The sequence below is a fragment of the Phormidesmis priestleyi ULC007 genome, from assembly GCF_001895925.1.
GTDB lineage: Bacteria > Cyanobacteriota > Cyanobacteriia > Leptolyngbyales > Leptolyngbyaceae > Phormidesmis_A > Phormidesmis_A priestleyi_A.
Window position 1 is genome coordinate 102,479 of sequence record NZ_MPPI01000004.1, and the last position, 23,638, is coordinate 126,116.

A 23,638-nucleotide genomic window follows, 5' to 3' on the forward strand; every position below is an offset into this window, starting at 1 on the left:
CAACAATTCTATTAACGCGGTGTCTTTGCTTTAAGATAGTCACTTCTCACGCTCCTCTTAACTCCTCTATGCAACGATTTCTAGGGCTGGCATTTTTGATGGTGCTGTTGGTGGCGCTGCCGACTTGGGCAAGTCAGCCGTTGGCAGTGGCTTATCCGCCTGCTGATCATCAAACGACAGCCGCGCAAATTTTTTTGATTGGCACCGCTCCGATCGCAGGTTCTGTCTCGGTAAATGGTCAAACGATCGATCGCAGCCCGGCCGGACATTTTGCCCCTAGTTTTCCATTGCAGATGGGAGAAAATTTGTTTTTACTGCGCTACCAAACGCAAGAACTCAACATTAAGGTGACGCGCAAATCGACAGAACCTGCTGCACCAGAAGGATTAGCGTTTGGTCAAGATTCATTAACGCCGATCGCAGATATCGCCCGATTGCCAGGAGAGTTAGTTTGCTTTGGGGCCATAGCGCCTATAAATGCAATGGTTTCGGTCAAACTTGCGGATCAGATTATTCCGCTACAGCGTCAAACCGCGATCGTCACTTTGCCCGAAAATTCTGGTGTTTTAACAGGATTGACTCAACCCAGCAGCGCCAATGGATCAGGACAGTATGCGGGATGCGTCAAGGCTGACGCGACTGGAGAGCTAGGTCAGCCTCAATATCTCCTTAATGTGAATGGAGCCAGCCTCGCTCAAGCGGCTCCTGGAAAGGTCTATATTCTGGCTCCTGCCCAGCTAGAAGTTGCTGAAGTGAGGGCAGATCAAGGCGTTGCTCGAACAGGAGCCAGCACCGATTATTCTCGCTTAACCCCTCTCCCAAAAGGAACTCGTGCAACTGTGACGGGGCAGGAAGGAGAATGGCTACGACTCGATTATGGGGGATGGATTAAGAGCAGTGAAACTAAAATTGTCGCGAGTTCGGTGCCTGTGCGATCGTTAATCCGCGGAGTCACATCTCGTCAAAAAGCCAACTGGACAGAGATTCTCTTTCCGCTGCAAGTGCCCATTCCGGTCACGATTCAGCAAAGTAGAGACACGTTTGTTTTGACGCTCTACAACACGACGGCTCAAACCGACACGATTCGTCTTAGCAGCAATCCGTTTGTCACCTTTTTAAACTGGCAGCAAGTCGAACCCGGCAAAGTCGAATATCGGTTTTCCCTCAAATCGTCTCAGCAGTGGGGCTATAAGCTGCGATATGACGGCACAACGCTCGTTTTGTCTCTCCGAAATCCGCCGCAGATTACTCCAATCAAAAATCAAAAATCTCTCACAGGTGTACGGATTTTGCTCGACCCAGGGCATGGCGGGCCCGAAGATTTGGGGTCAAGAGGGCCGACGGGATATCCCGAAAAAGATGTCGCGTTGATTACCTCAAAACTGGTGCGATCGCATCTCATTCAGCGCGGTGCAACGGTCTTGATGACTCGCGAAGCAGACGTGGATTTGTTGCCCAACGATCGCGCCGCAATGATTCAAAAAATGGAGCCAGCGATCGCCATTAGCCTCCACTACAACGCGCTGCCCGATGATGGCGATGCAATCAACACTAAAGGCGTTGCAGCATTTTGGTATCATCCGCAAGCCCATGATTTGGCGGCATTTCTGCATGATTATTTAGTGAAAAAGCTCGATCGACCTTCTTATGGCGTGTTCTGGAATAATTTAGCGTTAACCCGTCCCACCGTTGCCCCATCTGTCTTGCTAGAACTGGGCTTTATGATTAACCCTCTCGAATTTGAGTGGATCACAAACCCGCAAGCGCAGCAAAAATTAGCCCTCACCTTAGCCGATGGAATTACAGAATGGTTAGTGCAAAATCGTGAGCCGATCGCCAACAATCACTAGAATGATAGAAAACACAAGGGAGCGCAATTGATGCCAGGGCAACTAGTATTGGTCGATGATGAACCTGGACTTCGCGAGGCAGTGCAAGCCTATCTCGAAGACAGTGGCTTTGCGGTCAACACGGCAAGCAACGCTAAAGAAGGCTGGGAACTGGTTCAGCAGAAACTACCCGACTTGGTGATTACCGATGTGATGATGCCCCAAGTCGATGGCTATCAGTTTCTTAAGCAACTCCGAGAAGACCCCAGATTTCAATCGCTGCCTGTCGTATTTCTAACGGCTAGAGGCATGACGGGCGATCGCATTCAAGGCTATGCGGCGGGCTGTGATGCCTATCTACCCAAACCCTTTGACCCTGACGAATTGGTGGCGATCGTGACTCGCTTGCTCAAACAGCGTGAATCGCTCAAAGCATCAGGTGGAAGCGGTGAAACGCCCGATGTTGCAGATATGGCACGTCAGATTGCAGAAATTAAAGCAATTTTGACTCAGAGAGGTGCAATTGTTCAATCGAATTCTTCAGTCAAGCTTGACTTTACGCCCAGAGAGCAAAGCGTTTTAGACCTCGTAGTAGACGGTCTGATGAATAAAGAAATTGCTCGTCGCCTAGAAACGAGCGTTCGCAATGTCGAAAAATATGTCAGTCGTCTGTTTACTAAAACTGGCACCAACAGCCGAACGGAGCTAGTTCGATTTGCGCTAGAGAATGGTTTAATAACGTGAACTAAAGACTGAACAAGTTGTAATTTAAAGGGTGTTGCCGAATGCGGGGATGAAATGGCTGTAGGGGTAGCCCCCGGCGGGCAACCACGGGGGGATTGCCCCTACCTAATCATCCCGCTATTCAGCAACGCCATTTAAAGACTTTCTTCAAATTCGTTATAGTGACGACAAGTAACAAAATAAGCCAATTCACTTTTGAGGCGCTATGGCTGCTAATCTTGCGACCGTTTCAACATCTAAGAAGCCAGCAGCGCAGGATGGGGCGGCACTCAGGCAGGTTTTCGGATCGATCGATGCTGAGAGTTGTCCGCACGTCTATAACTTCCACATGCACACCAATCACTCCGACGGGCAGTTGCAGCCTGAGTTGTTGATGCAGCAAGCGATCGCGCTATCACTCACCGGGTTTGCGATCACTGATCACCATCGGGTGAGCGGTTATCAAGTCGCGCAGCAATGGTTTGATCACTGGCGAAATTCTCCTGAAGCGGTGGGCAAACCGATTCCTCACCTGTGGGTCGGTGCTGAAATTACGTCCCAATTAATCGGAACTGAGGTGCACATTTTGGGCTTTGCGTTTGACCCAGAGCATGGCGCGATCGTGCCCTATCTACAAGGCAATGCACCTCAAGGCGAAGCGGCTCAGGCGGCTCAGGTCATTTCTGCCATTCATCAAGCGGGCGGTTTGGCAGTGTTGGCGCACCCAGTTCGCTATCGACGATCGCCCAATGATTTGATTCCGGCTGCGGTCAACTGCGGCATTGATGGAGTAGAAACTTACTATGCCTACAATAACCCTAAGCCTTGGCGAGCCAGCCCCAGCGAAACTCAGCGAGTTCGACAGTTGAGCGATCGCCATCATTTGCTCAACACCTGCGGCACTGACACTCATGGGTTGAGTTTGCTGCAACGAATTTGAGCTTGCGGCTAGGGTCAAAAATAAAGGGCAGAGGCCACTTTAATGAGGTCTCTGCCCTTTATTATGAGAAGTTTCAGATAAACCATCGGAATTTGTTAACTAAAGTAAAGGATTTTCATTTAGCCCATCTACAAAATGATCTGGCTTTTCCTTCTTACTTTAAGGTTTGCCGAGCCAATTAGTTCATTTGAGAGATCAGTGCGATAAAACTAATACAAGTTATAGAGAGTAACACAACCATTCCGATCGACTGACCGAGGTGTCTTTGAGAGGATTGCATAACGTTACCTTAATCATGTTTGGGAATCATCACAGAATATCAGGCTTCTCTCATCTTCCTGTAAAAACGCAACGTAACTTAGATTTGCTTAAACTATCTTAAAGATTCACTCATGTTGATGAGGTTTTTCGTCTAGCCGCCATACACGATTTCATTTCGAGCCGATGCCCCTAGCGTGGCGCGTCTCATCCCCACCCAAGAGCTTGGCTCAATCATGGTCGGAGACGGCATAGGGCCCCACTGCTGCTGAAGCGATTTTAGAAAAACTTCCTGCTGCTTTCGCAAGTTGCTAATGTTGCTGCCCCGATTGATAATTGCAAACCAGACAAACCCGCGATCGCGCGTCGGCAACACTCCGGTTAAGGCGCTCACCTCGTTGAGTGTGCCTGTTTTGACCACCGCCGCACGCGGCAGATCTCGGTCTTCTAGCGTTCCTTCGTGATCCCAGCCTGAGACGGGAAACAGATCAGCGATCGTCAAGTTGCGCGGATGAATGTAATGGTCGATCGCGGCAAACATTGCACAGGCAGCACGAGGAGAAATTCGATTCTCGATGCTTAACCCTGACCCATTCACAAGCCGGATTTCGGATGGAGAAACTCCGGCGGCAGTAGCGGCTTTTTGAACGGTTGCCTGAACGCCACCTAAGTTGTCTGCCAACATCTGAGACATCTCATTTTGGCTGTGGACATTCATACGTTTGAGCAGGTCTGTCAACGGGAGAGACCGATGTCTCAACAGCAAAATTTGCTTGGGAAGTGCGCTCGTTGTAAGAACCTTGACTGCACCTTTGATCTCGATCGTGGGGCGAGGCGTATCTTTTGGCAACTGCTCATATTCTGCTTTTGCGTCTTCATCCCACGTTTTTGAGTTGAGCGCTTGTTTAAGTAGCGCTCCAGATTGGGTGCGATCGTCCTCAAAGTTCATCATAAAGTTGCCCACGATCAGCAGATTTCCGGTGATGCGCGAGATGCCAATCTGGTTGAGAGAATGACCCAGCGCGATCGCCTCTTCCCAATCAAATAGCGGATCGCCGCCGCCTTGAATCACTAAATCTCCCTGCAAGACTCCATTCTGAATGGGTCCTGTGGCAGCAATCAAGGTTTCAAACTGATGATCTGGGCCCCACGTTTCTAGCGCTGCTAATGTGGTCGCCACTTTTGTAAGCGAAGCGGCGGGGAGAGGAGTCGTTCCTTGATTGGTCGCTAACAATTTGGCACCTGATTGCAGCCAAACTCCTTGGGTTGTCTCACTCAATCCCTCACTGGCAAGCTGCTTAAGATAGTGCTTCATTGTGCGCTCTGCGCCGCGATCGGGCGTTTCTTGCAGGCTCGTTAGCTCGATCGCATCTAGAGAATCGAGCGAGTCTGGCACTCCTGCCACATTCAGCCAAAGCGACACCAATCCAGAGCCAAAAAGTTCTAGCAAGCCACGTCTCCTGTCAGAATAAATGAAGGGGATTGAGAAATTTGAGCGAGAAAAATGGCGAAACCTGATCAAAATCAAGTGCTGCGACAACTGCCGATCGTGGTTGGCACAATAGCAGGTATTCTACTGTTCGCCAATCGACTTTTAACACCGAGTTTGACCGATTCACAAGCTCGATCGGATGCGCTGGGGATCATTCTTAGCGCCTTGCTGATTTTGACTGGGTTACTTTGGCAACGAGTCCAACCGAGAACGCCAGAAAGCGTAGAGCTAGTTGGCGAACAAGGCTTTGAACTTTTGCCTGATCTGCCCGATGCGATCAAAACTGAGCTTGCTTGGGCATCACATTTACTCCTAACCAACACCGTTACGAAATCGATCGTCGTTTGGCACCGGGGCAAAATTCTGCTGCGGCGAGGTATTCTCAGTCCCAAAGTTGAAGTCAAACCCGGAGCTATCTTACAACGAGTTTTAGACAAACATAAGGCGGTCTATCTCGTCGCGCTCTCGATCTACCCAGGACGCTTTGAGTTTGATTATTTGCCAGAAAACACGCAAGGAGTGATCTGTCAGCCGATCGGGACTGAAGGCATTCTGATCTTAGGCGCTAATGCTCCGCGAAGTTACACCAGTCAAGATGAAAATTGGGTGGCTGCGATCGCAGAAAAGCTGGATAACACCCTCAGCCAATACCTTGAACCTGCCAAAGGTTAACTTTGCTGACTTAACTTCTACGCTAACGTAGTAACATCCTTTAGCTGACTTTTCCAATGACATCGACGATCGTTCTCTATTGGTTGTTGGTTGCCCTAATGGTCGTGGGCATCATCGGTGCAGTGGTTCCTGGCATCCCTGGAACTAGTTTGATTTTGATTGGGATCACCGCTTGGGGGCTGATTAGAGGATTTTCTAGCGTTGGAGTCGCTTTAGCGGTCGCGATCGTGGTTCTGATTAGCAGCATCGGCATCGATGTTTTGGCAAGCTATTGGGGAGCCAAGAAAGCAGGCGCTAGCAACTGGGGGCAAGGCGGCGCGATCGTCGGTCTATTTTTAGGAATCTTTGGGCTGTTACCTGCTCTGCCCTTCGGCGGGCCGCTGCTAGGCATCTTGATCGGGCCGCTGCTAGGCGCGATCGTGGGCGAGTTTATCTACTGCAAAGACATCAAAGTTGCTGCCAAAGCTGGAGTTGGAATCGTCGTCGGTTCGCTGATTGGCAATTTGATTCAGGGCGTATTGGCGATCGCGGTGGTTGCCATTTTTCTGTTCACCACGCTGCCAACGGTTCCGTCTTAGTTGACTTGAGACGATCGACTCGGACACCTCAATGTCTTTGAAACTAATGTCCTCGAAAATTCGGGAATGGGCAACGACTCGATCGAAGAGTTTTTTGCCTTGCAGACGATATCGTCAGTTTTTGAGTCAGTCACCACCACAGCGCCCACGTAGCTTTTTAAGCCCTTTGCTTTAGGAATGGCTGCGATCTCGGCGCGAGACTCATCGGCTACTCTTAACTTATAGGCATAGTCATAGCTTTGAGAAATTAAGTTAGTCGATCGCTCAAGCTCTTCTAAGCTGCTGGCAAAGCGCTGATTTTGGCGATAAAACTTTGCTTGAGCGACATTCATCGCCTTTAGATAACTTTCCGCTTTCTGCTGTTTTTCTTGAGGAGTTTGCTTTTTAATACTCTCATCCAAAAACACGCCTTCTGTCTCTGCCGCCGTTTGGTTTTCTGCCTGCGAAGTCGAAATAAAAGCAACGATCATTCCGCCTGACATAAAACCCACCACGATCGCAAGGACAAACAGAATTGAGTAAGCCCGAAAATAAGTTGGAATGGATGACCCACTTTCAGCCTGTTCTTCCTCAAATTCTGATTCGTCTAAACCACGATCGGGGTCAGCTAAGTCTAAAGAGTCATGACGATCTTCAGTAGGGCTGACTAAATCTACCGAAACTAGTTGAACGATCGGCTTTATCTCAAATTTTCTCACCCAGGAGAAAGAAGATTCCCCAGGTTTGCGCGAACAAATTTCAACCGTGTCGATTAACTCTATGTTTAGCTTGAGTAACCCTCTTTCAACAAATTTAACGAGGGTCTCTTGGCTCAACGTTTGGTTCGACTCCAGAAAAATGCACAAGCAGCGTGCTTTTAACTTCGCTTGAGCTTGAATCTCATGGGGGTTTAAAACTGCGTTTATCAAGACTGCGATCGCGGTTGGGCTGCCCTGTTTAGCGAGTTCTAGAAGGTGAGGCTGATCCATAGAAAGCAACTCTTGAGATGAGGAAAGGAATTAGTAGAGGGTTTATTCTAATCACCCACAGTCAGCGAAAAATCTAACTCTTATCGAAACACTTCAACTAGGTATTTCTTAATTCAGGAGTAATCAAGGTTCGATTAACGGATATTGATATATCTATTAAAACTTTTTATCTCGATTTATACCATCGCATTCTCTCAGATAGCCAAGACTTACGCATTTTGACCAAAACCTCCGAGGTTTGCATAAGTTCTCATCAAATTTAACCTTTATCAAGTTTTCACTTGAGAATCCGTGAGGCTGTAGATGTAGCTGGGAACACTCAGTATAGGGGCGCAGGGTTCCCCGCTTTTGATATTCACTCGTGACGAAGGGAGCAAGGCAGTGCAATCAGTCAAGCAGCAGCAAATTTTGGGCTATTTCATCGAAGAAGCCAAAGAACATCTCGATACGATCGAGCAAGGCTTGGTCAATTTAAAAGTCACCATGTCAAACTCAGAGCAAATCAACGAACTATTTCGGGCGGCTCACTCGATCAAAGGTGGAGCCGCGATGCTAGGGTTTGACAGCATTCACAAAACGGCTCATCACTTCGAGGATTGCTTTAAACACTTACAAGAACATCCGGTCAAAATTGACCAAAAATTAGAAAACCTTTTCCTCAAAGGATTTGACACCCTCAGAGAATTGATCGAAGCGCTGCAAAGTCCGTTTGGGCTGCGAGAAGAAGAGGCTCAACAGGCTGTAATTGCCTCGGAGCCAATCTTTACAGAACTAGAAATGTATCTTCGATCGCTGCTCAATCGCGAGGCAACTCCGGCATCACCCAGCAACAAAACCGGGTCAGCCACGAATGCGACGGCTCATATCAACACCATTCTCAAGGCGATGCTGCAACTGTTTAAGCAAGGAGACTCGATCAAAAGCCGTCAACAGATGGTTGCATTGTGCAATCGCTTAATTCAGGTAAGTGGCACTGCCAAGCCTTGGGTGACTGCACTGCAAACGGTGCAAAGAGCGATCGCTAACCCCAAAAATACTTACTCGACTTTGGCTCCGATCGTGATTCGAGATCTGAAGCAAGCCAGCGATTTGTTGCTAACTAGGCGAGTGGCTGAGATCGAAGTGAGTCAAAATCTTCTCAAACTGGTGATGCCTGTTCAAGCGGCTACACTCCCGGCTCAAGTGGCCCAACTTTCGGTACGTCAAGTTAGTCGGCATGAACAGATTTCTATTCCACGAGAACCGAGAGCGGCGGCCAGAGTCCTGTTAGAAACGTTCAACAAAAATGAATTGATTGAAATCGCTCAGTTCTTGATGAAGGCAATTCAATAAAGTCAAGAACCCCTGTGCCTTGTAGACTCTAGGAGTCTATCTATATAAAAGGTGAACCGTGAAGATTAGCGTTCTGGGGATCGGGCTGATGGGCTTGCCGATCGCCCAACGTTTGATTGATGCCCATCACTCTCTCACTGTCTACAATCGCACTGCCTCTAAGTTAGCTCCGCTGCAAACGGCTGGAGCTACGATCGCTCCCTCTGCTGCTGCCGCAATTGCTGCTTCAGAGTGCACTATCCTCATGCTCACGGATGCCGCTGCGATTCGTGAGCTTTTGCTTTCAGACTCGTCTCGATCGCAGTTAGCGGGGCGCACCGTGATTCAGTTGACATACTCACCGACCTAAAGGAACGGTGATTCTCTAAACCTCACGATTTAGATTTCTGTTTCGTTGCAACTGCCTCCACCTCGAAGGTTTTTTGGTCTTATGTTCGCTCCACAGACTTTAAGCATTGCCCTGCTTTCCCGGATGTCCCTCGGTATAGGGTGGAGCAAACTTGGTTATCGTTTGCTCCCGTAATATCGTATCTCGTTCAAATGTACTTGTAAAGCCGTGCTAGAAGCACGGGGTTTCAGACCCATTTTTTTGATGAGTACCATCGCCCCGACTGAAAGCCAAATGATTCGAGACGAAGTGGTTGCTGCCGGGGGCGACTATCTAGAAGCGCCTGTACTGGGCAGCATTCCAGAAGCGCGATCGGGGTCACTGATCGTGATGGTGGGCGCAGAGCCAGATCAGTTTGCTCAATGGTCAGCGCTGTTAGAAACTTTTGGATCAGAGCCAGTGCTTTTAGGATCGGTGGGTTCTGCGGCGGCAGTCAAATTGGCACTCAACCAACTCATCGGTTCATTAACCAGCGCGTTTGCCGTCAGTTTGGGTTTAGTCATGCGTCAAGGCGTAGACCCTGACTTGTTTATGGCGATTCTTCGTAAAAGTGCCCTCTATGCCCCCACGTTTGACAAGAAGCTGCAACGAATGCTCGATCGCGACTATCAGACTCCAAACTTTCCGACCAAGCATCTCAAAAAGGACATCGAGCTATTCATCTCAGCCGCCCAATCCTCCGGTCTTGAAATTGACGGTGTAGAAGGAGTGCGTCAAATTTTGATCAAAGCGATGGCGATGTCGTTTGCCGAGATGGATTACGCAGCGCTATTTTCGGCGATCTATAAAGCAGATACTGCCCAGATCGATCCACTTTCTGGTGAGGAAGAGAAATAGCGGCTCTCGATCGTCTTAAAATCCACTAAGTTCTTAACCCTCGGTTTTGCCCAAGAAAGCCTAGATTGACACGAACATTTTCCAGAGATGGGAGGTTAGGCGTGTAAAGAGTAAGCAAAGCAAAGCCCGCTTCAAGTATTTAAAGGGACTATAAAGGTTAGCCTCTTTTACATAGCGTTAATCAAGATCTAGTAAAAGGAGTAGATGTCTCATATCTCTGGTAACTGACTGCGTAGCGTGATTATTTTTACTTACTGGGCATGATAAGCACATCGCCACTTAGAAACAATTCTTTAAGAGATTTTAACAGCTCTCGTTGAGACGAAAATTTTAAGAGGCTGAGAGTCAAATTCTCAACACGAATGCAGTCAGTGAAACGCAACCATAATCGTCTGGGCCCATCAGCTATGCGTGTTTTGATCTATTCATACAATTACTACCCAGAGCCGATCGGCATCGCTCCGCTCATGACTGAGCTTGCAGAGGGGCTAGTAAAACGTGGGCATGAAGTGCGAGTGATTACGGCGATGCCCAATTATCCGCAGCGAGAGATCTACGAGCAATATCGCGGCAAGCTTTATGAGACTGAAGAAAGGAATGGAGTCACCATCCAGCGCAGCTATGTTTGCGTCAAACCGAAGCCAAGCCTGCTCGATCGGATTATTTTAGACAGCAGTTTTGTGCTTACCAGCTTTTTTCAAGCGCTTAGAGGTTGGCGACCCGATTTGATTTTCCTCACCGTTCCGCCGTTGCCAGTCTGTGCCCCGGCTGCGCTGTTAGGCTGGCTGCACAACTGCCCGATCGTGCTCAACGTGCAAGATATTTTGCCTGAAGCCGCCATTCACATGGGCTTGATCAAAAACAAACCATTGATTTGGCTGCTGGAGGCGATCGAGAAATTTGCTTACCGAACGGCTCACACCGTGAGCGTCATTGCCGAAGGATTTGTGGAGAATCTAGAAGGCAAAGGCGTTCCCTCTCAGAAGATCACCTGCATTCCCAACTGGGTAGACACCAACTTCATTTGTCCCCTGCCTAAAGATGACAATGCGTTCCGACGTGCCCACAATCTTGAGGGCAAATTTGTCGTCCTTTATTCGGGCAATATTGCCTTGACTCAAGGTTTAGAAACCGTTGTGGAAGCTGCTGCTCAGTTGCGTGACGTTTCAGACATTGTGTTTGTCATCGTCGGCGAATCGAAGGCAGTTGAAACGCTGAAACATCACTGCCAGACTTGCGGAGCTGACAATGTGATCTTGCTGCCATTTCAACCACGAGAGCAATTGCCCGAAATGTTGGCAGCAGCCGACGTGGGGCTGATTGTGCAAAAGCATAATGTCGTGTCTTTTAACATGCCATCTAAAACACAAGTTTTGCTGGCGAGTGGTCGCCCGGTGATTGCTTCGGTGCCGCATTCTGGCAGCGCTGCGAAGGCGATCGAGAAAAGCCGAGGTGGAGTCGTGGTTGAGCCAGAAAATCCGATGGCGTTAGCCATGCAGATTTTAGAGTTTCACAAAAACCCTGAACAGGCAGAGCGGTTGGGCAAGCAAGGGCGGCAATATGCGTTAGAGCGTTACTCGTTTGAACAAGCGCTAAACCAGTATGAGGCTCTCTTTTATCAAGTGAAAGAGGGTTCTAGGTCTGTTGATTCTTTCAGCGCCAAAGTGACTGAATTTGCCAGCGCATCAATCCTTCTATATGGGCAACCACGCGGCACCCAGAATTTAGCAAGAATTAAAGAAAAACCACGACGGCAAACTGAAACTAAAAGGACGTAGAGACATTCTATGGCAGTCCTATTTCAGTTGTAAAAGTGGGATGGGCATCTTGCCCGTGGCTGGAAACCCATCCCATAATTCACTTAGGATCGTGGATTAAATAACCTGTAAAAGTCCTCTGATTTGTCATCGCCGAGACTTTTGCCCCCTAAATCCCCCACGAGTGAGGGACTTTGAAACCGGAGTCTTAGCTCAAAGTCCCCCAGAATGGGGGATTTAGGGGGCTGAAGCCGACCCAAACGCAGCGACAAAGATTGGTGTACACCGTAGCTCCTTAGGGAGATGGCGAGAAGTTACACCTTAATAAATCCACGTTCCTTAGGATTGCTATAGGGGACGTTCCTATACGCTAACCTTGGCGCGGTTCACTGTTGCCAGCGCTTCAACCAAGCTGCGAACGGCGGCAACCATTGCAACTTCACTATTGAGTTGGTTAATGGCAGACCCGACACCGATGCCAGAAGCGCCTGCCGCGATCGCCAACGGAGCCGTCACACTCGACAACCCAGACGCACACAAAACTGGGATTTCGATCGCACGAGCAATTTCATAAGCCGCCGCAAGAGTCGGAGCGGCTTTTTCGATTAAACCCAGGCTGCCAGAATGAGCCGGGGCGCTGCTGGTGCCGCCTTCGGTTTGAATGATGTCGGCTCCGGCTTTGACCAAGGTTTCTGCCAGGTGAACTTGCTGATCGAGGGGCAAAATGTGAGGAACCGTGACGGACAGGGTAATGGTCGGCAATAGAGCACGAGTCGCATGAGTGAGTGCCAAGACTTCGACTGCCTCAAATCGACGACCTTGAGCATAGAAGCTATCAAAGTTACCAATTTCAATCAAGTCTGCCCCGGCATTGACCGCCGCGACCAACAACTCAGGATCGACCGCAGAAACGCAGACTGGAAGGCGGGTAAGTTGTTTTGCCATTCGTACTAAGTTGGGGTCAGCCGCGATATCGACAAAGGTTGCACCGCCCCGATCGGCTGCCTTAACCACCGCAGCGACTCGCTCGGCATTAAAGTTATTCAAGCCACTAATGATTTTTAGAGTGTGGGCACGATCGAGGGCATTCTGTAAAGCTGGATGAATCGTCATGATGCTTTTCAACTAACGAAAAGAGTAACGTCTATTTTGCCACTGTCTGTTGAGAGATGCTAGGGAAGAAAGGGGACTGTAATACTAATTTGATTGCGATCGTTCAAGCGATCGCAATTGTTTTTGAAATTGGTATAACGGTTTCAGTTTATGTTAGGTCAACCGTGAGGCAGAAAAAATGCAGTTTTATATTGTCGATGTGTTTGCGGAGGAGAAATATGCAGGCAATCAGCTTGCGGTGTTTCGCGGAGTGGAGAATCTCTCTACTGAGCAGATGCAGCGAATTGCCAAAGAGATGAACTATTCTGAAACCACGTTCGTTGTGTCTGAAATCATTGAGAGTGGCGGCTATTTTGTTCGGATCTTTACCCCTCAGCAAGAGTTGCCGTTTGCCGGACATCCGACGTTAGGAACGGCATTTATTTTGCAACAAGAAGTGATTCGGCAACCCATAGAAACGGTAATGCTGAATCTCAAAGTGGGACAGATTCCGGTGACGTTGAGTTATCAAGATCAAAAGATTGATCTGCTCTGGATGCGTCAAAATCAGCCAACTTTTGGACAACAATTTGATAGAGAGACGATCGCGCCAATTCTAAATCTCAAGGCTGATGAATTCGACGATCGCTATCCCATTCAAGAAGTTTCAACGGGCTTACCGTTTATCATTGTGCCGTTGAAAAAGCAACGATCACTCCAACACGCCAAAATTAGCCGAGAGAAACTATTTGAACTGATTAAAACCACGGAAGCTCAAGCCATTTTGGTTTTCTGTCCCGAAACCTATCATTCTGAAAATCAACTCTGTGTGCGCGTGTTTGTCGATGGGTTAGGCATTCCAGAAGACCCAGCGACAGGAAGCGCCAACGGTTGTCTCGCTGGATATCTGGCTCAATATCACTATTTTGGCGATTCCTCAGTCGATGTGCGCGTTGAGCAAGGCTATGAAATGGGCAGACCGTCGCTGCTGTTGCTAAAGGCGCAGAAAACAGGTGACAAAATCGAAGTCTCGGTCGGCGGTCATGTGGTGATGGTGGCAAAAGGCGAATTTGTTTAGAAGGATTAAAGAATGCTGGCGTTAAAAGAACGGTTACGATCGCACCTTCAAGAAATCATTCGCGAACGGGATGCTTATTTAGCCACTGAGGGACACTTTTATGTACAGCAATATATTCGTCAGGAGTTTAGCCAGTGGGGAATTGCTGAGAGTCATGAATTTCTAGTCGGGGCAAAAACTCACTCAAATTGGGTGCTGAATTTACCTGCACAAGATCAAGTAAATCGATCTGAAATTTTGATCGGTGCCCATTATGATACGGTGCCAGGTTCGCCCGGTGCCGACGATAATGCGACGGGGATTTCGGTGCTGCTAGAGATGGCAAGAGCTTTTCACGCCGAACCTGCTCGACATCCGATCCGATTAGTAGCGTTTGACTTTGAGGAGACTTCTTACGATCGTGCTGGCAGCACTCACTACGCCCACTCTCTCAAAGAGCAGCCGTTGCGTTTGATGATTTCTTTAGAGATGTTGGGCTATTGTGTGTCTGATCCCAATTCGCAAAATTACCCGATCGGACTAAAGTATTTTTATCCCAATCAGGGCGATTTTATTGGATTAATTGGCAATCTAAAATCGATTCCAGATCTGATTCATTTACGACGCAATATCCGTCAAGCAGGCGTTGGTTGCGAATGGCTTCCGGTGCCTAACAAAGGAAAGATTTTGCCATTAACTCGACGCAGTGATCACGCGCCTTTTTGGGATCGTGGCGATCGGGCCTTAATGATCACCGACACCGCAGATCTTCGCAATCCAAACTATCACAAAGCCAGCGATCGTTTAGAAACCCTCGATCTAGATTTTCTAACCGGAATCTGTCATGGACTAATTACCGGAATTCGCTCTTTATAATCAGATTTTTAGTAGGTATGATGACGCAATCTGATCAGCGCTGGCAATTTTGGATCGATCGCGGCGGCACCTTCACCGATATCGTGGCGCAAAACCCAGATGGCAAGTTAGTGATTCACAAACTGTTGTCAGAGAACCCTGATCGCTATCAAGACGCAGCGTTACAAGGCATTCGCGAGATTTTAGGCGTAAGTACAGATGAACCGATTCCGTCTGAGCAGATTGCGGTAGTAAAGATGGGAACAACGGTTGCGACGAATGCGCTACTGGAACGCAAGGGCGATCGCACTGTTTTGGTGATCACAAAAGGGTTTCGAGATGCCCTGCGGATTGGCTATCAAAATCGCCCCAATATTTTTGCCCGCCAGATTGTGTTGCCCGAAATGCTCTACGAGCAAGTCATCGAAGTTGAGGAGCGATATAGCGCCCAGGGTGAAGAACTGACTGCACTTTCAACAGCCGAAGAAACGTCATGGATAGTATCTCTCAAGTCGGCTTATAACGATGGAATTCGGGCATGTGCGATCGTGTTGATGCACGGCTATCGATATTCTGATCACGAACAGAAGATTGCGGCGATCGCGCACAAGATTGGCTTTACGCAAGTCTCGGTGTCTCATCAAGTCAGCCCACTTATGAAACTCGTGAGCCGAGGCGATACCACCGTTGTTGATGCCTATTTGTCTCCAATTTTGCGGCGATATGTCGATCGAGTTACCACAGAACTAACTGCTCACACTTCAATTCACAATGCTCCGAGACTTATGTTTATGCAATCCAACGGCGGATTGACTGACGCTGATCTCTTTCAAGGTAAAGACAGCATTTTATCCGGCCCGGCTGGGGGCATTGTGGGTGCTGTACAGACCAGCAAACTGGCAGGGTTTAACAAAATCATCAGCTTTGACATGGGTGGCACCTCGACCGATGTCGCTCATTACGACAGCGATTATGAGCGCACCTTTGAAACAGAAGTTGCGGGTGTGCGGCTACGTGCGCCGATGATGGCGATTCACACTGTAGCGGCGGGTGGCGGCTCTCTGCTCGACTTTGATGGTTCGCGCTATCGAGTCGGGCCTCGATCGGCAGGCGCAAAGCCGGGCCCGGCTTGCTATCGTAACGGGGGCGAGTTGACCGTCACAGATTGCAATGTCAGGGTCGGTAAACTTCAGCCAGATTTCTTTCCTCATGTGTTTGGGAGGAGTGGCGATTTGCCGCTAGATGCAGAAATTGTGCAGCAGAAGTTTGCAGCATTCGCGGCAGACATTCAGACCGCGAGTGGAGATGTTCGATCGCCCGAAGCGGTTGCCCAAGGATTTTTAGCGATCGCTGTCGAAAAAATGGCCAGCGCGATTAAAAAAATCTCCGTCCAACGCGGTTACGACATTACAGACTATACGCTCTGCTGTTTTGGTGGCGCAGGTGGACAGCATGCTTGTCTGATCGCCGACGCGCTAGGAATGAAACAGGTTTTTCTGCATCCCTATGCAGGCGTTTTGTCGGCGTATGGCATGGGTTTGGCAGACCTGCGAGTGTTGCGCGATCGCGCTGTCGAAGCCGTTCTCACTGATCAGTTGTTGCCAGAACTGACTCAAATTCTGACCGATCTTGCCACAGCAGGCATTGCAGAATTACAGCGTCAAGATATTGCAGATACTCACATTCAAGTGTTGTCTAAAGTCCGATTGCGCTATCAAGGAACCGATTCAGCCCTAATCGTAGACTTTGGCACTTTGAGCGCAATGCTGACTCAGTTTGAACAAATTCATCGCCAACGTTACGGCTTTATTGACGACACCAAAGCACTGATTGTTGAAGCGCTTTCAGTTGAAGTGATTGGCACCACGATCGCGCCTCAAGAAATCATCATTCTCGATCGTCGCACTAGTCCGTTAACCGCGATCGCCACTGTTCCCATTTATACGCAGGGATGTTGGCAACAATCGCCCGTCTTTCAGCGTGGAGATTTACATCCAGGCGATCGGATTTTGGGTTGTGCCTTGATCATCGATCCCACTAGCACAACGGTGATCGAACCGGGTTGGCAAGCAGACCTCAGCGATCGCAATCACTTAATCTTGAGGCGTTTAGAAATCGCTAATCCAACATCGCTAATCCAAACTTCAAAATCTGCCGATCCTGTTCTTTTAGAGATCTTTAATCATTTGTTCATGTCGATCGCCGAACAAATGGGATTCACATTGCAAAACACAAGTTCGTCAGTCAACATCAAAGAGCGATTAGACTTCTCGTGTGCTCTATTTGATCAACATGGTCAACTTGTGGCGAATGCTCCTCATATCCCCGTTCATTTAGGATCGATGAGTGAGAGCGTGATTAGTTTAATGAATGCAAAAAACATAATTCTAAAACCTGGTGATGTTTACGTCTTAAACAATCCCTATAACGGAGGAACTCATCTACCAGATATCACAGTAATCACGCCTATATTCACAGAAGAGAATAGGACAGACAATAATTCTGCACCGCTATTCTTCGTCGCCTCTCGTGGACATCATGCCGATATTGGTGGAATGACACCCGGATCAATGCCACCTAACAGCACCTTGATCGAGCAAGAAGGCATCTTAATCAATCACTTCAAACTCGTTGATCAAGGACACTTGCGATCGCCAGAGATCTTAGAACTATTAACCCATCATGCTTACCCAGCCAGAAATCCGGCTCAAAATTTGGCAGACTTAAAAGCACAAATCGCCGCCAACGAGCGAGGCGTACAAGAACTTCGGAAAATGATTGCTCACTTCAGTTTAGAAACAGTCCAGACCTATATGCAGCATGTGCAAGACAATGCAGAAGCCTCGGTGTGTCGAGTCATTGAAACCCTTCAAGACGGCAGCTTTACTTACCCGATGGATGATGGCTGCGAGATTTGTGTCAGCGTTCGTCTTGATCGCACGTCCCATCGCGCCACGATCGACTTCACAGGCACCTCACTTCAACAGCCTACCAATTTCAATGCGCCCCTAGCCGTCTGCAAAGCCGCCGTTCTCTACGTTTTTCGCACCCTAGTGGATGATGACATTCCCTTAAATGCAGGCTGTCTCAAACCGCTAGATATTATTGTTCCTGAAGGCTGTCTACTCAATCCGCGCTACCCGGCGGCAGTTGTTGCGGGCAATGTTGAGACTTCGCAAGCGGCCACCGATGCGTTGTATGGAGCCTTAAATGCGATCGCAGCGTCTCAAGGCACGATGAATAATTTCACCTTTGGCAACGATCGCTATCAATATTACGAAACGATTTGCGGCGGTTCAGGAGCAGGGGCAACCTTTAACGGAACTGATGCTGTGCAAACCCACATGACCAATTCTCGTCTCACCGACCCTGAAGTTTTAGAATGGCGCTTTCCGGTGTTGTTAGAAAGTTTTGCGATCCGTCCTAACAGCGGCGGCAAAGGCTTGCATCCTGGCGGCAATGGCGTGATTCGTCAGATTCGATTTCGAGAACCGATGACGGCAGCAATTTTGTCAGGTCATCGCGTCGTGCCACCGTTTGGGCTGCAAGGCGGCGAACCGGGACTCGTCGGAAAAAATTGGGTCGAACGATCGAATGGCGCGATCGATCTTCTAGCCAGCAAAGCCGAAGTCACGATGCAACCGGGAGATATCTTTGTGATCGAAACGCCTGGAGGAGGAGGATTTGGTTAACCAGATTAACGTCAGTTCGCTGAGTTCTTTCGCTGCGTTCTTCAGAGCTTCAGCCCCCTAAATCCCCCAATTCTGGGGGACTGCAAGCCCAGAATTTAGGTTCAAAGTCCCCCAATTTTGGGGGACTTAGGGGGCTACCCGAATTTGCAGCCGTAGCGAAAAGCTTCATCGAATTCACGTCAGATTAGGATCTGTCTCGTCGATCGGGTTCATAAGTTCCTCGTCCTTCCAATCCTCGGCTTTCTGTTCTGCGAGGCATCACCATCACTTTATCGACGCGGTTGCCATCCATATCCATCACTTCAAAGCGCATCGTACTCCACTCAAAGTGGTCGGCTGCTGAAGGAATACGACCCAGATGCATCACTACAAAACCGCCGAGCGTCTGATAGCTGCCCCGTTGTTCTCCCGGAAGCTCTTCCTCTTCTAAATTGAGGATCTCTTTGAATTGGTAAATCGGCAACATTCCATCCAATAGCCACGAACCATCTTCTCGTCGCACGGCTTGCGGCTCTTGCAGTTCTTCGACCGAGGGAATATCACCGACGATCGCTTGCAGCACATCTGTCAGCGTCACCAATCCCTGAATCACCCCATATTCATCCACAACAAACGCGATCTGAGTGCCCGATTGCTTAAATAGCTCCAGCACCTTGAGCGCACGAGTGCTTTCGGGCACAAACACAGGCGTATGCAGCGAACTGGTGAAATCGATCGGCTGACCCGCCAGCGTTTTAACTAACAGATCATAAACCTGCACGACTCCTAGCAAATTATCTAGCCCGCCATGACAAACGGGGAAGCGAGAGTGAGAACTCTCCATCATCGTGCGGCGGTTTTCGTCAAGCGAGTCTTCTAGGTCGAGCCAGACAATCTCTAAGCGAGGAGTCATGAGAGAACTGACGCGACGATCGCCCAGCCGAAACACCCGTTTCATGATGTCTTCTTCTGCCTGCTCAAACATTCCCGCTTCGGTGCCCTGCTCAATCATGACTCGAATTTCTTCTTCAGTCACGGTCGGCTCACCAGAGGGACGAATGCCTAAGACGCGTAGCACTACGTCAGTTGAGACACCCAACAAGAAGACGATCGGAGAGGCCACTTTTGCCAGCAAACTCATCGGCATCGCCACCAGCGACGACACCCGTTCGGGATAGTTAAGCGCTAATCGCTTCGGCACTAATTCGCCAATAATCAGCGTCAGATAAGCCAGAAGAATCACCGAGATCACAAACGAAAGCGGCTGACTATAGGGTCGCAAAAATGGGATTGATTCTAAAACAGGCTCGACTCTTCGAGAAATGGCAGCCTCACCAAATGCACCAGAAATGATCGCAATTAGCGTGATGGCAACTTGCCCGATCGCCAAAAAGTTATTGGGCGCGTTTGCCAGATCGAGCGCTGCTTTGGCTCTAGCGTCTCCTTGATTTGCCATCTGTTGAAGGCGCACTTTTCGGGCAGACACGATCGCCATTTCTGACATCACAAACAGTCCGTTGGCGATCGTTAAGAGAAAGATAATCAGAAGTTCGACGGTGAAAGGCATTCCTGACGCTGCCTGTTGATTTGGCAGGGATGGTGCGGACTGTTTTAGTGTATCTGAGTTTTACCATTCACCTGTCACGTCTTCTAATCACCTCGATCGCTCGATAAAATGTAAAGATAGCTAAACTGCAACACCCCCGCTTAACCAATGGCGTTCTCTTCGATTACTCGTGCCCTCAGACGATTGCCCCTGACGACTGAACTGCTCAATAAATTGAGTCAGCAGCAATTTTTGCGACTGAGTGGGCTGGCACGGTTGCCCAAGGGCTTAGTCGCGTCTACGCTGGCACAAGCCCAAACCCATCCTTTGCTGGTGGTGACAGCGACGTTAGAAGAAGCCGGGCGCTGGAGCGCTCAACTAGAGGCGATGGGCTGGCAAACCGTTCATTTTTATCCCACGTCTGAAACGTCGCCCTACGAGTCGTTTGACCCCGAAGCGGAGATGAATTGGGGACAGTTGCAAGTCTTGGCAGATCTAGTGAAGGTGAACGATGAAACCGAGAAGGCTTCTCTGGCGATCGTGGCCACCGAACGCGCCCTCCAAACTCACCTGCCCCCGGCTGAGGCATTTGCCCCTTATTGTTTGTCGCTCGATCGCGGCAAAGAGTTAAACCTGAATACACTCAGTAACGAACTAGCACGATTAGGCTATGAGCGCGTCAATCTCGTCGAAACTGAAGGACAGTGGAGTCGTCGAGGAGACATTATCGATGTGTTTCCCGTTGCGGCAGAATTGCCCGTGCGATTGGAGTTATTTGGCGACGAGTTAGATCAGATTCGTGAGTTCGATCCGTCTACGCAAAGATCGCTCGATCGCATCGATCGCTTAGTGCTGACTCCCACCAGTTTCAGTCCCATTATTCAATCTCATCTCACCTTTGAGCAAGTCGAGTCTTATCTCTCTCCTGAGGATCAAGAAAAATTTGAGCAGGGACAGGCGATCGAAGGAATGCGCCGCTTTTTAGGACTCGCCTTCTCAAAACCTGCCTCTTTGCTGGATTATTTACCCGACAACACGCTGATTGCCCTCGACGAACCAGAAATGTGTGAGGCACACGGCGATCGCTGGTTTGATCAAGTCGAAGAACATTGGCAAGAAATTCCTCATCCGTTTCCTAAAACTCACCGTTCTTTTGCTGCATCTCTGGCTGAAGTCGAGTGTTTCGATCGGCTGTTTCTCAGCGAACTGGCAGAAGAAAAAAATGGGCTAAATCTCGCCAGCCGTCCCGTTCCTGCGGTGCCGCATCAGTTTGGACGACTCGCCGAAACTTTGAGAGGAGAGCGCGATCGCGGTTTCTCAGTCTGGCTTGTCTCAGCCCAGCCGTCTCGTTCAGTCTCGCTGCTGCAAGAGCATGATTGCCCCGCGCAATTTGTGCCCAACCCACGCGATTTTTTGGCGATCGACAAACTGCAAACTCAGCACATTCCCGTCGCGGTCAAATATTCGGGTTTAGCCGAGCTAGAAGGCTTTATTCTGCCAACTTTTCGAGTCGTGTTGGTGACTGATCGGGAGTTTTTTGGGCAACACAGCTTAACGACTCCGAGCTATGTTCGCAAACGTCGTCGCGCCGCCTCTAAGCAAGTTGATCCCAACAAATTGCAGCCCGGTGATTACGTGGTTCACAAAAATCATGGCGTGGGTCAATTCATCAAGCTTGAAAGTTTGACGCTCAACGACGAAACTCGCGAGTATTTAGTTCTGAAATATGCTGATGGTTTGCTGCGAGTCGCGGCAGATCAACTCAGCGCCCTGTCTCGATTCCGAGGCGTGGGCGAGGCAACGCCGCAACTCAACAAGATGTCGAGCAAAGCCTGGGAGAAAACCAAGAGCAAAGTCCGTAAAGCGATTAAAAAAGTCGCGGTAGATTTATTGCATCTCTATGCCCAGCGATCGCAACAGTCTGGCTTTGCTTACCCGACTGATATGCCCTGGCAACAAGAGATGGAAGAGTCGTTTCCCTATCAGCCAACGCCCGATCAGTTAAAAGCTACGCAAGACGTGAAGCTGGATATGGAGAGCGATCGCCCAATGGATCGCCTGGTCTGCGGAGATGTCGGATTTGGCAAAACAGAAGTTGCGATTCGTGCCATCTTCAAAGCAGTCATCGCCGGAAAACAAGTTGCATTGCTGGCTCCGACTACAATTTTGACGCAACAGCACTATCACACCCTCAAAGAAAGATTTGCGCCTTACCCAATTCAGGTGGGTTTGCTCAATCGTTTCCGCACGGCTGACGAACGCAAAGATATTCAGCGTCGATTGACTACTGGAGAATTAGATATTGTCGTCGGCACCCACCAGCTTTTAGGCAAAGGAATTCAGTTTCAGGATTTGGGACTGCTAGTCGTCGATGAAGAACAACGGTTTGGTGTCAATCAAAAAGAGAAAATCAAATCGCTCAAAACTCAAGTTGACGTTCTCACTCTCAGCGCGACTCCGATTCCGCGAACGTTGTATATGGCGTTATCTGGTGTGCGCGAAATGAGTTTAATTACGACTCCTCCACCGTCTCGTCGTCCCATTAAGACTCACATGTCGCCTTACGATCCCGAAATGGTGCGATCGGCGATTCGGCAAGAACTCGATCGCGGCGGACAAATCTTCTACGTGGTTCCCAGAGTTGAAGGCATTGAAGAAATCTCGGCTCAACTGCGGGAGATGATTCCGGGTGCCAGAATCGCGGTAGCTCATGGGCAAATGCCAGAATCAGAACTCGAATCGACGATGCTGACTTTTGGTGAAGCGGAAGCCGATATTCTGGTTTGCACCACGATTATCGAATCGGGGTTAGACATTCCTAGAGTCAACACGATTTTGATTGAAGACGCGCAAAAGTTTGGGTTGTCTCAGCTTTATCAATTGCGGGGTCGAGTTGGGCGGGCAGGCATTCAGGCTCACGCCTGGCTGTTTTATCCTAAAAAGCACGAACTCTCAGACGCAGCCCGTCAACGACTCCGCGCACTCCAAGAGTTTACCCAACTCGGATCGGGCTATCAGTTAGCAGTGCGAGATATGGAAATTCGCGGCGTGGGCAACTTACTCGGAGCGGAACAATCGGGACAAATGGATGCGATCGGGTTCGATCTCTACATGGAAATGCTCGAAGATGCGATTAAAGAAATTCGCGGTCAAGAAATTCCCAAAGTGGACGACACGCAGATCGATCTCAGTCTCACCGCATTTATTCCTGCCGATTACATTCCCGATTTAGACCAAAAAATGGATGCTTATCGCATGGTTGCCACCGCATCTTCTAAACCAGAGTTGACCCAAATTGCAGCAGACTGGAGCGATCGCTATGGCACGATTCCGACAGCGGTTCTCCAACTTCTGCGCGTCATGGAACTCAAGCAAGTCGCCAAAAAGATTGGCTTTTCTCGCATCAAGCCCGAAGGCAAACAACACGTCATTCTCGAAACCCCAATGGAGGAACCCGCCTGGAATCTGCTCAAAGAAAATTTACCGAATCATCTGCAAACCCGCTTTGTCTATGCACCCGGCAAAGTCACTGTGCGAGGGTTAGGGCTTCTCAGTGCCGATCAGCAACTCTCTAATCTGATTGATTGGCTGAGTCGAATGCAGGGCGCACTGCTCGAACCTGCGTTAGTATGAGCCGAATTTG

17 protein-coding genes are annotated in these 23,638 nt (G+C 49.1%); 13 read left to right on the forward strand and 4 right to left on the reverse strand.

Going from position 1 to position 23,638, the window contains the following annotated elements; all coding sequences use genetic code 11:
* Positions 1-68 precede the first annotated feature (68 nt).
* The 3 genes from BRW63_RS05445 to BRW63_RS05455 all read left to right on the forward strand — a co-directional run bounded on the left by BRW63_RS05445 (position 69) and on the right by BRW63_RS05455 (position 3,492).
* The gene (locus BRW63_RS05445) at positions 69-1,850 is read left to right on the forward strand and encodes an N-acetylmuramoyl-L-alanine amidase (protein WP_073069897.1); all 1,782 of its coding nucleotides are present in this window, start codon (positions 69-71) and stop codon (positions 1,848-1,850) included.
* A 30-nt stretch (positions 1,851-1,880) separates the two neighbouring features.
* Positions 1,881-2,573 (forward strand): response regulator transcription factor, encoded by a 693-nt coding sequence (locus BRW63_RS05450; protein ID WP_073069898.1) that lies wholly within the window; start codon positions 1,881-1,883, stop codon positions 2,571-2,573.
* A 205-nt stretch (positions 2,574-2,778) separates the two neighbouring features.
* The gene (locus BRW63_RS05455; RefSeq protein WP_073069899.1) at positions 2,779-3,492 is read left to right on the forward strand and encodes a PHP domain-containing protein; all 714 of its coding nucleotides are present in this window, start codon (positions 2,779-2,781) and stop codon (positions 3,490-3,492) included.
* Positions 3,493-3,904: 412 nt separating this feature from the next.
* On the opposite strand, the gene BRW63_RS05460 is transcribed toward BRW63_RS05455, so the two are convergent.
* Complete coding sequence (locus BRW63_RS05460; protein ID WP_073069900.1) at positions 3,905-5,200, reverse strand: D-alanyl-D-alanine carboxypeptidase; 1,296 nt, start codon at positions 5,198-5,200, stop codon at positions 3,905-3,907.
* Positions 5,201-5,254: 54 nt separating this feature from the next.
* On the opposite strand from BRW63_RS05460, the gene BRW63_RS05465 reads away from it, so the two are divergent.
* Both BRW63_RS05465 and BRW63_RS05470 read left to right on the forward strand, forming a co-directional pair.
* Positions 5,255-5,914 carry a cofactor assembly of complex C subunit B gene (locus BRW63_RS05465; protein WP_073069901.1) on the forward strand — a complete coding sequence of 220 codons (660 nt, stop codon included), beginning with the start codon at positions 5,255-5,257 and terminating at the stop codon, positions 5,912-5,914.
* A gap of 56 nt (positions 5,915-5,970) precedes the next feature.
* Positions 5,971-6,492, forward strand: a complete 522-nt coding sequence (locus BRW63_RS05470; protein ID WP_073069902.1) for a DUF456 domain-containing protein — start codon at positions 5,971-5,973, stop codon at positions 6,490-6,492.
* Here the strand turns inward: BRW63_RS05470 and BRW63_RS05475 are convergent.
* Complete coding sequence (locus BRW63_RS05475) at positions 6,489-7,460, reverse strand: type IV pilin-like G/H family protein (RefSeq protein WP_073069903.1); 972 nt, start codon at positions 7,458-7,460, stop codon at positions 6,489-6,491. The two genes, BRW63_RS05470 and BRW63_RS05475, sit on opposite strands and share 4 nt — an antisense overlap.
* A 381-nt stretch (positions 7,461-7,841) precedes the next feature.
* On the opposite strand from BRW63_RS05475, the gene BRW63_RS05480 reads away from it, so the two are divergent.
* From BRW63_RS05480 to BRW63_RS05495, 4 genes are all read left to right on the forward strand, one after another.
* The gene (locus BRW63_RS05480; protein ID WP_073069904.1) at positions 7,842-8,792 is read left to right on the forward strand and encodes an Hpt domain-containing protein; all 951 of its coding nucleotides are present in this window, start codon (positions 7,842-7,844) and stop codon (positions 8,790-8,792) included.
* Between the two features lie 58 nt (positions 8,793-8,850).
* Positions 8,851-9,141 carry an NAD(P)-binding domain-containing protein gene (locus BRW63_RS05485; RefSeq protein WP_073069905.1) on the forward strand — a complete coding sequence of 97 codons (291 nt, stop codon included), beginning with the start codon at positions 8,851-8,853 and terminating at the stop codon, positions 9,139-9,141.
* Positions 9,142-9,384: 243 nt separating this feature from the next.
* On the forward strand, positions 9,385-10,017 hold the full coding sequence (locus BRW63_RS05490) for an NAD(P)-dependent oxidoreductase (RefSeq protein ID WP_073069906.1): 633 nt from the start codon (positions 9,385-9,387) through the stop codon (positions 10,015-10,017).
* 407 nt (positions 10,018-10,424) lie between these two features.
* Complete coding sequence (locus BRW63_RS05495; RefSeq protein ID WP_083582740.1) at positions 10,425-11,795, forward strand: glycosyltransferase family 4 protein; 1,371 nt, start codon at positions 10,425-10,427, stop codon at positions 11,793-11,795.
* A gap of 342 nt (positions 11,796-12,137) precedes the next feature.
* Here the strand turns inward: BRW63_RS05495 and BRW63_RS05500 are convergent, their stop codons facing one another.
* Entirely contained in the window at positions 12,138-12,887 is a 750-nt protein-coding gene (locus BRW63_RS05500; protein WP_073069907.1) for a DUF561 domain-containing protein, read from the reverse strand.
* A 178-nt stretch (positions 12,888-13,065) separates the two neighbouring features.
* Between BRW63_RS05500 and BRW63_RS05505 the strand changes: the two genes are divergently transcribed.
* Genes BRW63_RS05505 through BRW63_RS05515 form a run of 3 tightly spaced genes read left to right on the forward strand, consistent with a single transcriptional unit; the run spans position 13,066 to position 18,470 of the window.
* Positions 13,066-13,944 (forward strand): PhzF family phenazine biosynthesis protein, encoded by an 879-nt coding sequence (locus BRW63_RS05505; protein WP_073069908.1) that lies wholly within the window; start codon positions 13,066-13,068, stop codon positions 13,942-13,944.
* Between the two features lie 12 nt (positions 13,945-13,956).
* Positions 13,957-14,799: a M28 family peptidase gene (locus tag BRW63_RS05510; RefSeq protein WP_219898355.1), complete on the forward strand. Its 843-nt coding sequence runs from the start codon at positions 13,957-13,959 to the stop codon at positions 14,797-14,799.
* 17 nt (positions 14,800-14,816) lie between these two features.
* Positions 14,817-18,470, forward strand: a complete 3,654-nt coding sequence (locus BRW63_RS05515) for a hydantoinase B/oxoprolinase family protein (RefSeq protein WP_073069909.1) — start codon at positions 14,817-14,819, stop codon at positions 18,468-18,470.
* Between the two features lie 184 nt (positions 18,471-18,654).
* Here BRW63_RS05515 and BRW63_RS05520 read toward each other — a convergent pair whose 3' ends face one another.
* The gene (locus tag BRW63_RS05520) at positions 18,655-20,016 is read right to left on the reverse strand and encodes a hemolysin family protein (protein WP_073069910.1); all 1,362 of its coding nucleotides are present in this window, start codon (positions 20,014-20,016) and stop codon (positions 18,655-18,657) included.
* 147 nt (positions 20,017-20,163) lie between these two features.
* Here BRW63_RS05520 and mfd point away from each other — a divergent pair, with 147 nt between their 5' ends.
* The gene (gene mfd, locus BRW63_RS05525) at positions 20,164-23,628 is read left to right on the forward strand and encodes a transcription-repair coupling factor (protein ID WP_073069911.1); all 3,465 of its coding nucleotides are present in this window, start codon (positions 20,164-20,166) and stop codon (positions 23,626-23,628) included.
* Positions 23,629-23,638: the final 10 nt, after the last annotated feature.

What these genes read in the sequence shown, in the direction of transcription:
- BRW63_RS05475 (WP_073069903.1), bottom strand. Translation starts at nt 7,460, where the DNA reads ATGGATCAGCCTCACCTTCTAGAACTCGCTAAACAGGGCAGCCCAACC.
- BRW63_RS05515 (WP_073069909.1), top strand. Translation starts at nt 14,817, where the DNA reads ATGATGACGCAATCTGATCAGCGCTGGCAATTTTGGATCGATCGCGGC.
- BRW63_RS05505 (WP_073069908.1), top strand. Translation starts at nt 13,066, where the DNA reads ATGCAGTTTTATATTGTCGATGTGTTTGCGGAGGAGAAATATGCAGGC.
- BRW63_RS05445 (WP_073069897.1), top strand. Translation starts at nt 69, where the DNA reads ATGCAACGATTTCTAGGGCTGGCATTTTTGATGGTGCTGTTGGTGGCG.
- BRW63_RS05500 (WP_073069907.1), bottom strand. Translation starts at nt 12,887, where the DNA reads ATGACGATTCATCCAGCTTTACAGAATGCCCTCGATCGTGCCCACACT.
- mfd (WP_073069911.1), top strand. Translation starts at nt 20,164, where the DNA reads ATGGCGTTCTCTTCGATTACTCGTGCCCTCAGACGATTGCCCCTGACG.
- BRW63_RS05470 (WP_073069902.1), top strand. Translation starts at nt 5,971, where the DNA reads ATGACATCGACGATCGTTCTCTATTGGTTGTTGGTTGCCCTAATGGTC.
- BRW63_RS05495 (WP_083582740.1), top strand. Translation starts at nt 10,425, where the DNA reads ATGCGTGTTTTGATCTATTCATACAATTACTACCCAGAGCCGATCGGC.
- BRW63_RS05450 (WP_073069898.1), top strand. Translation starts at nt 1,881, where the DNA reads ATGCCAGGGCAACTAGTATTGGTCGATGATGAACCTGGACTTCGCGAG.
- BRW63_RS05520 (WP_073069910.1), bottom strand. Translation starts at nt 20,016, where the DNA reads ATGCCTTTCACCGTCGAACTTCTGATTATCTTTCTCTTAACGATCGCC.
- BRW63_RS05465 (WP_073069901.1), top strand. Translation starts at nt 5,255, where the DNA reads ATGGCGAAACCTGATCAAAATCAAGTGCTGCGACAACTGCCGATCGTG.
- BRW63_RS05455 (WP_073069899.1), top strand. Translation starts at nt 2,779, where the DNA reads ATGGCTGCTAATCTTGCGACCGTTTCAACATCTAAGAAGCCAGCAGCG.
- BRW63_RS05490 (WP_073069906.1), top strand. Translation starts at nt 9,385, where the DNA reads ATGAGTACCATCGCCCCGACTGAAAGCCAAATGATTCGAGACGAAGTG.
- BRW63_RS05510 (WP_219898355.1), top strand. Translation starts at nt 13,957, where the DNA reads ATGCTGGCGTTAAAAGAACGGTTACGATCGCACCTTCAAGAAATCATT.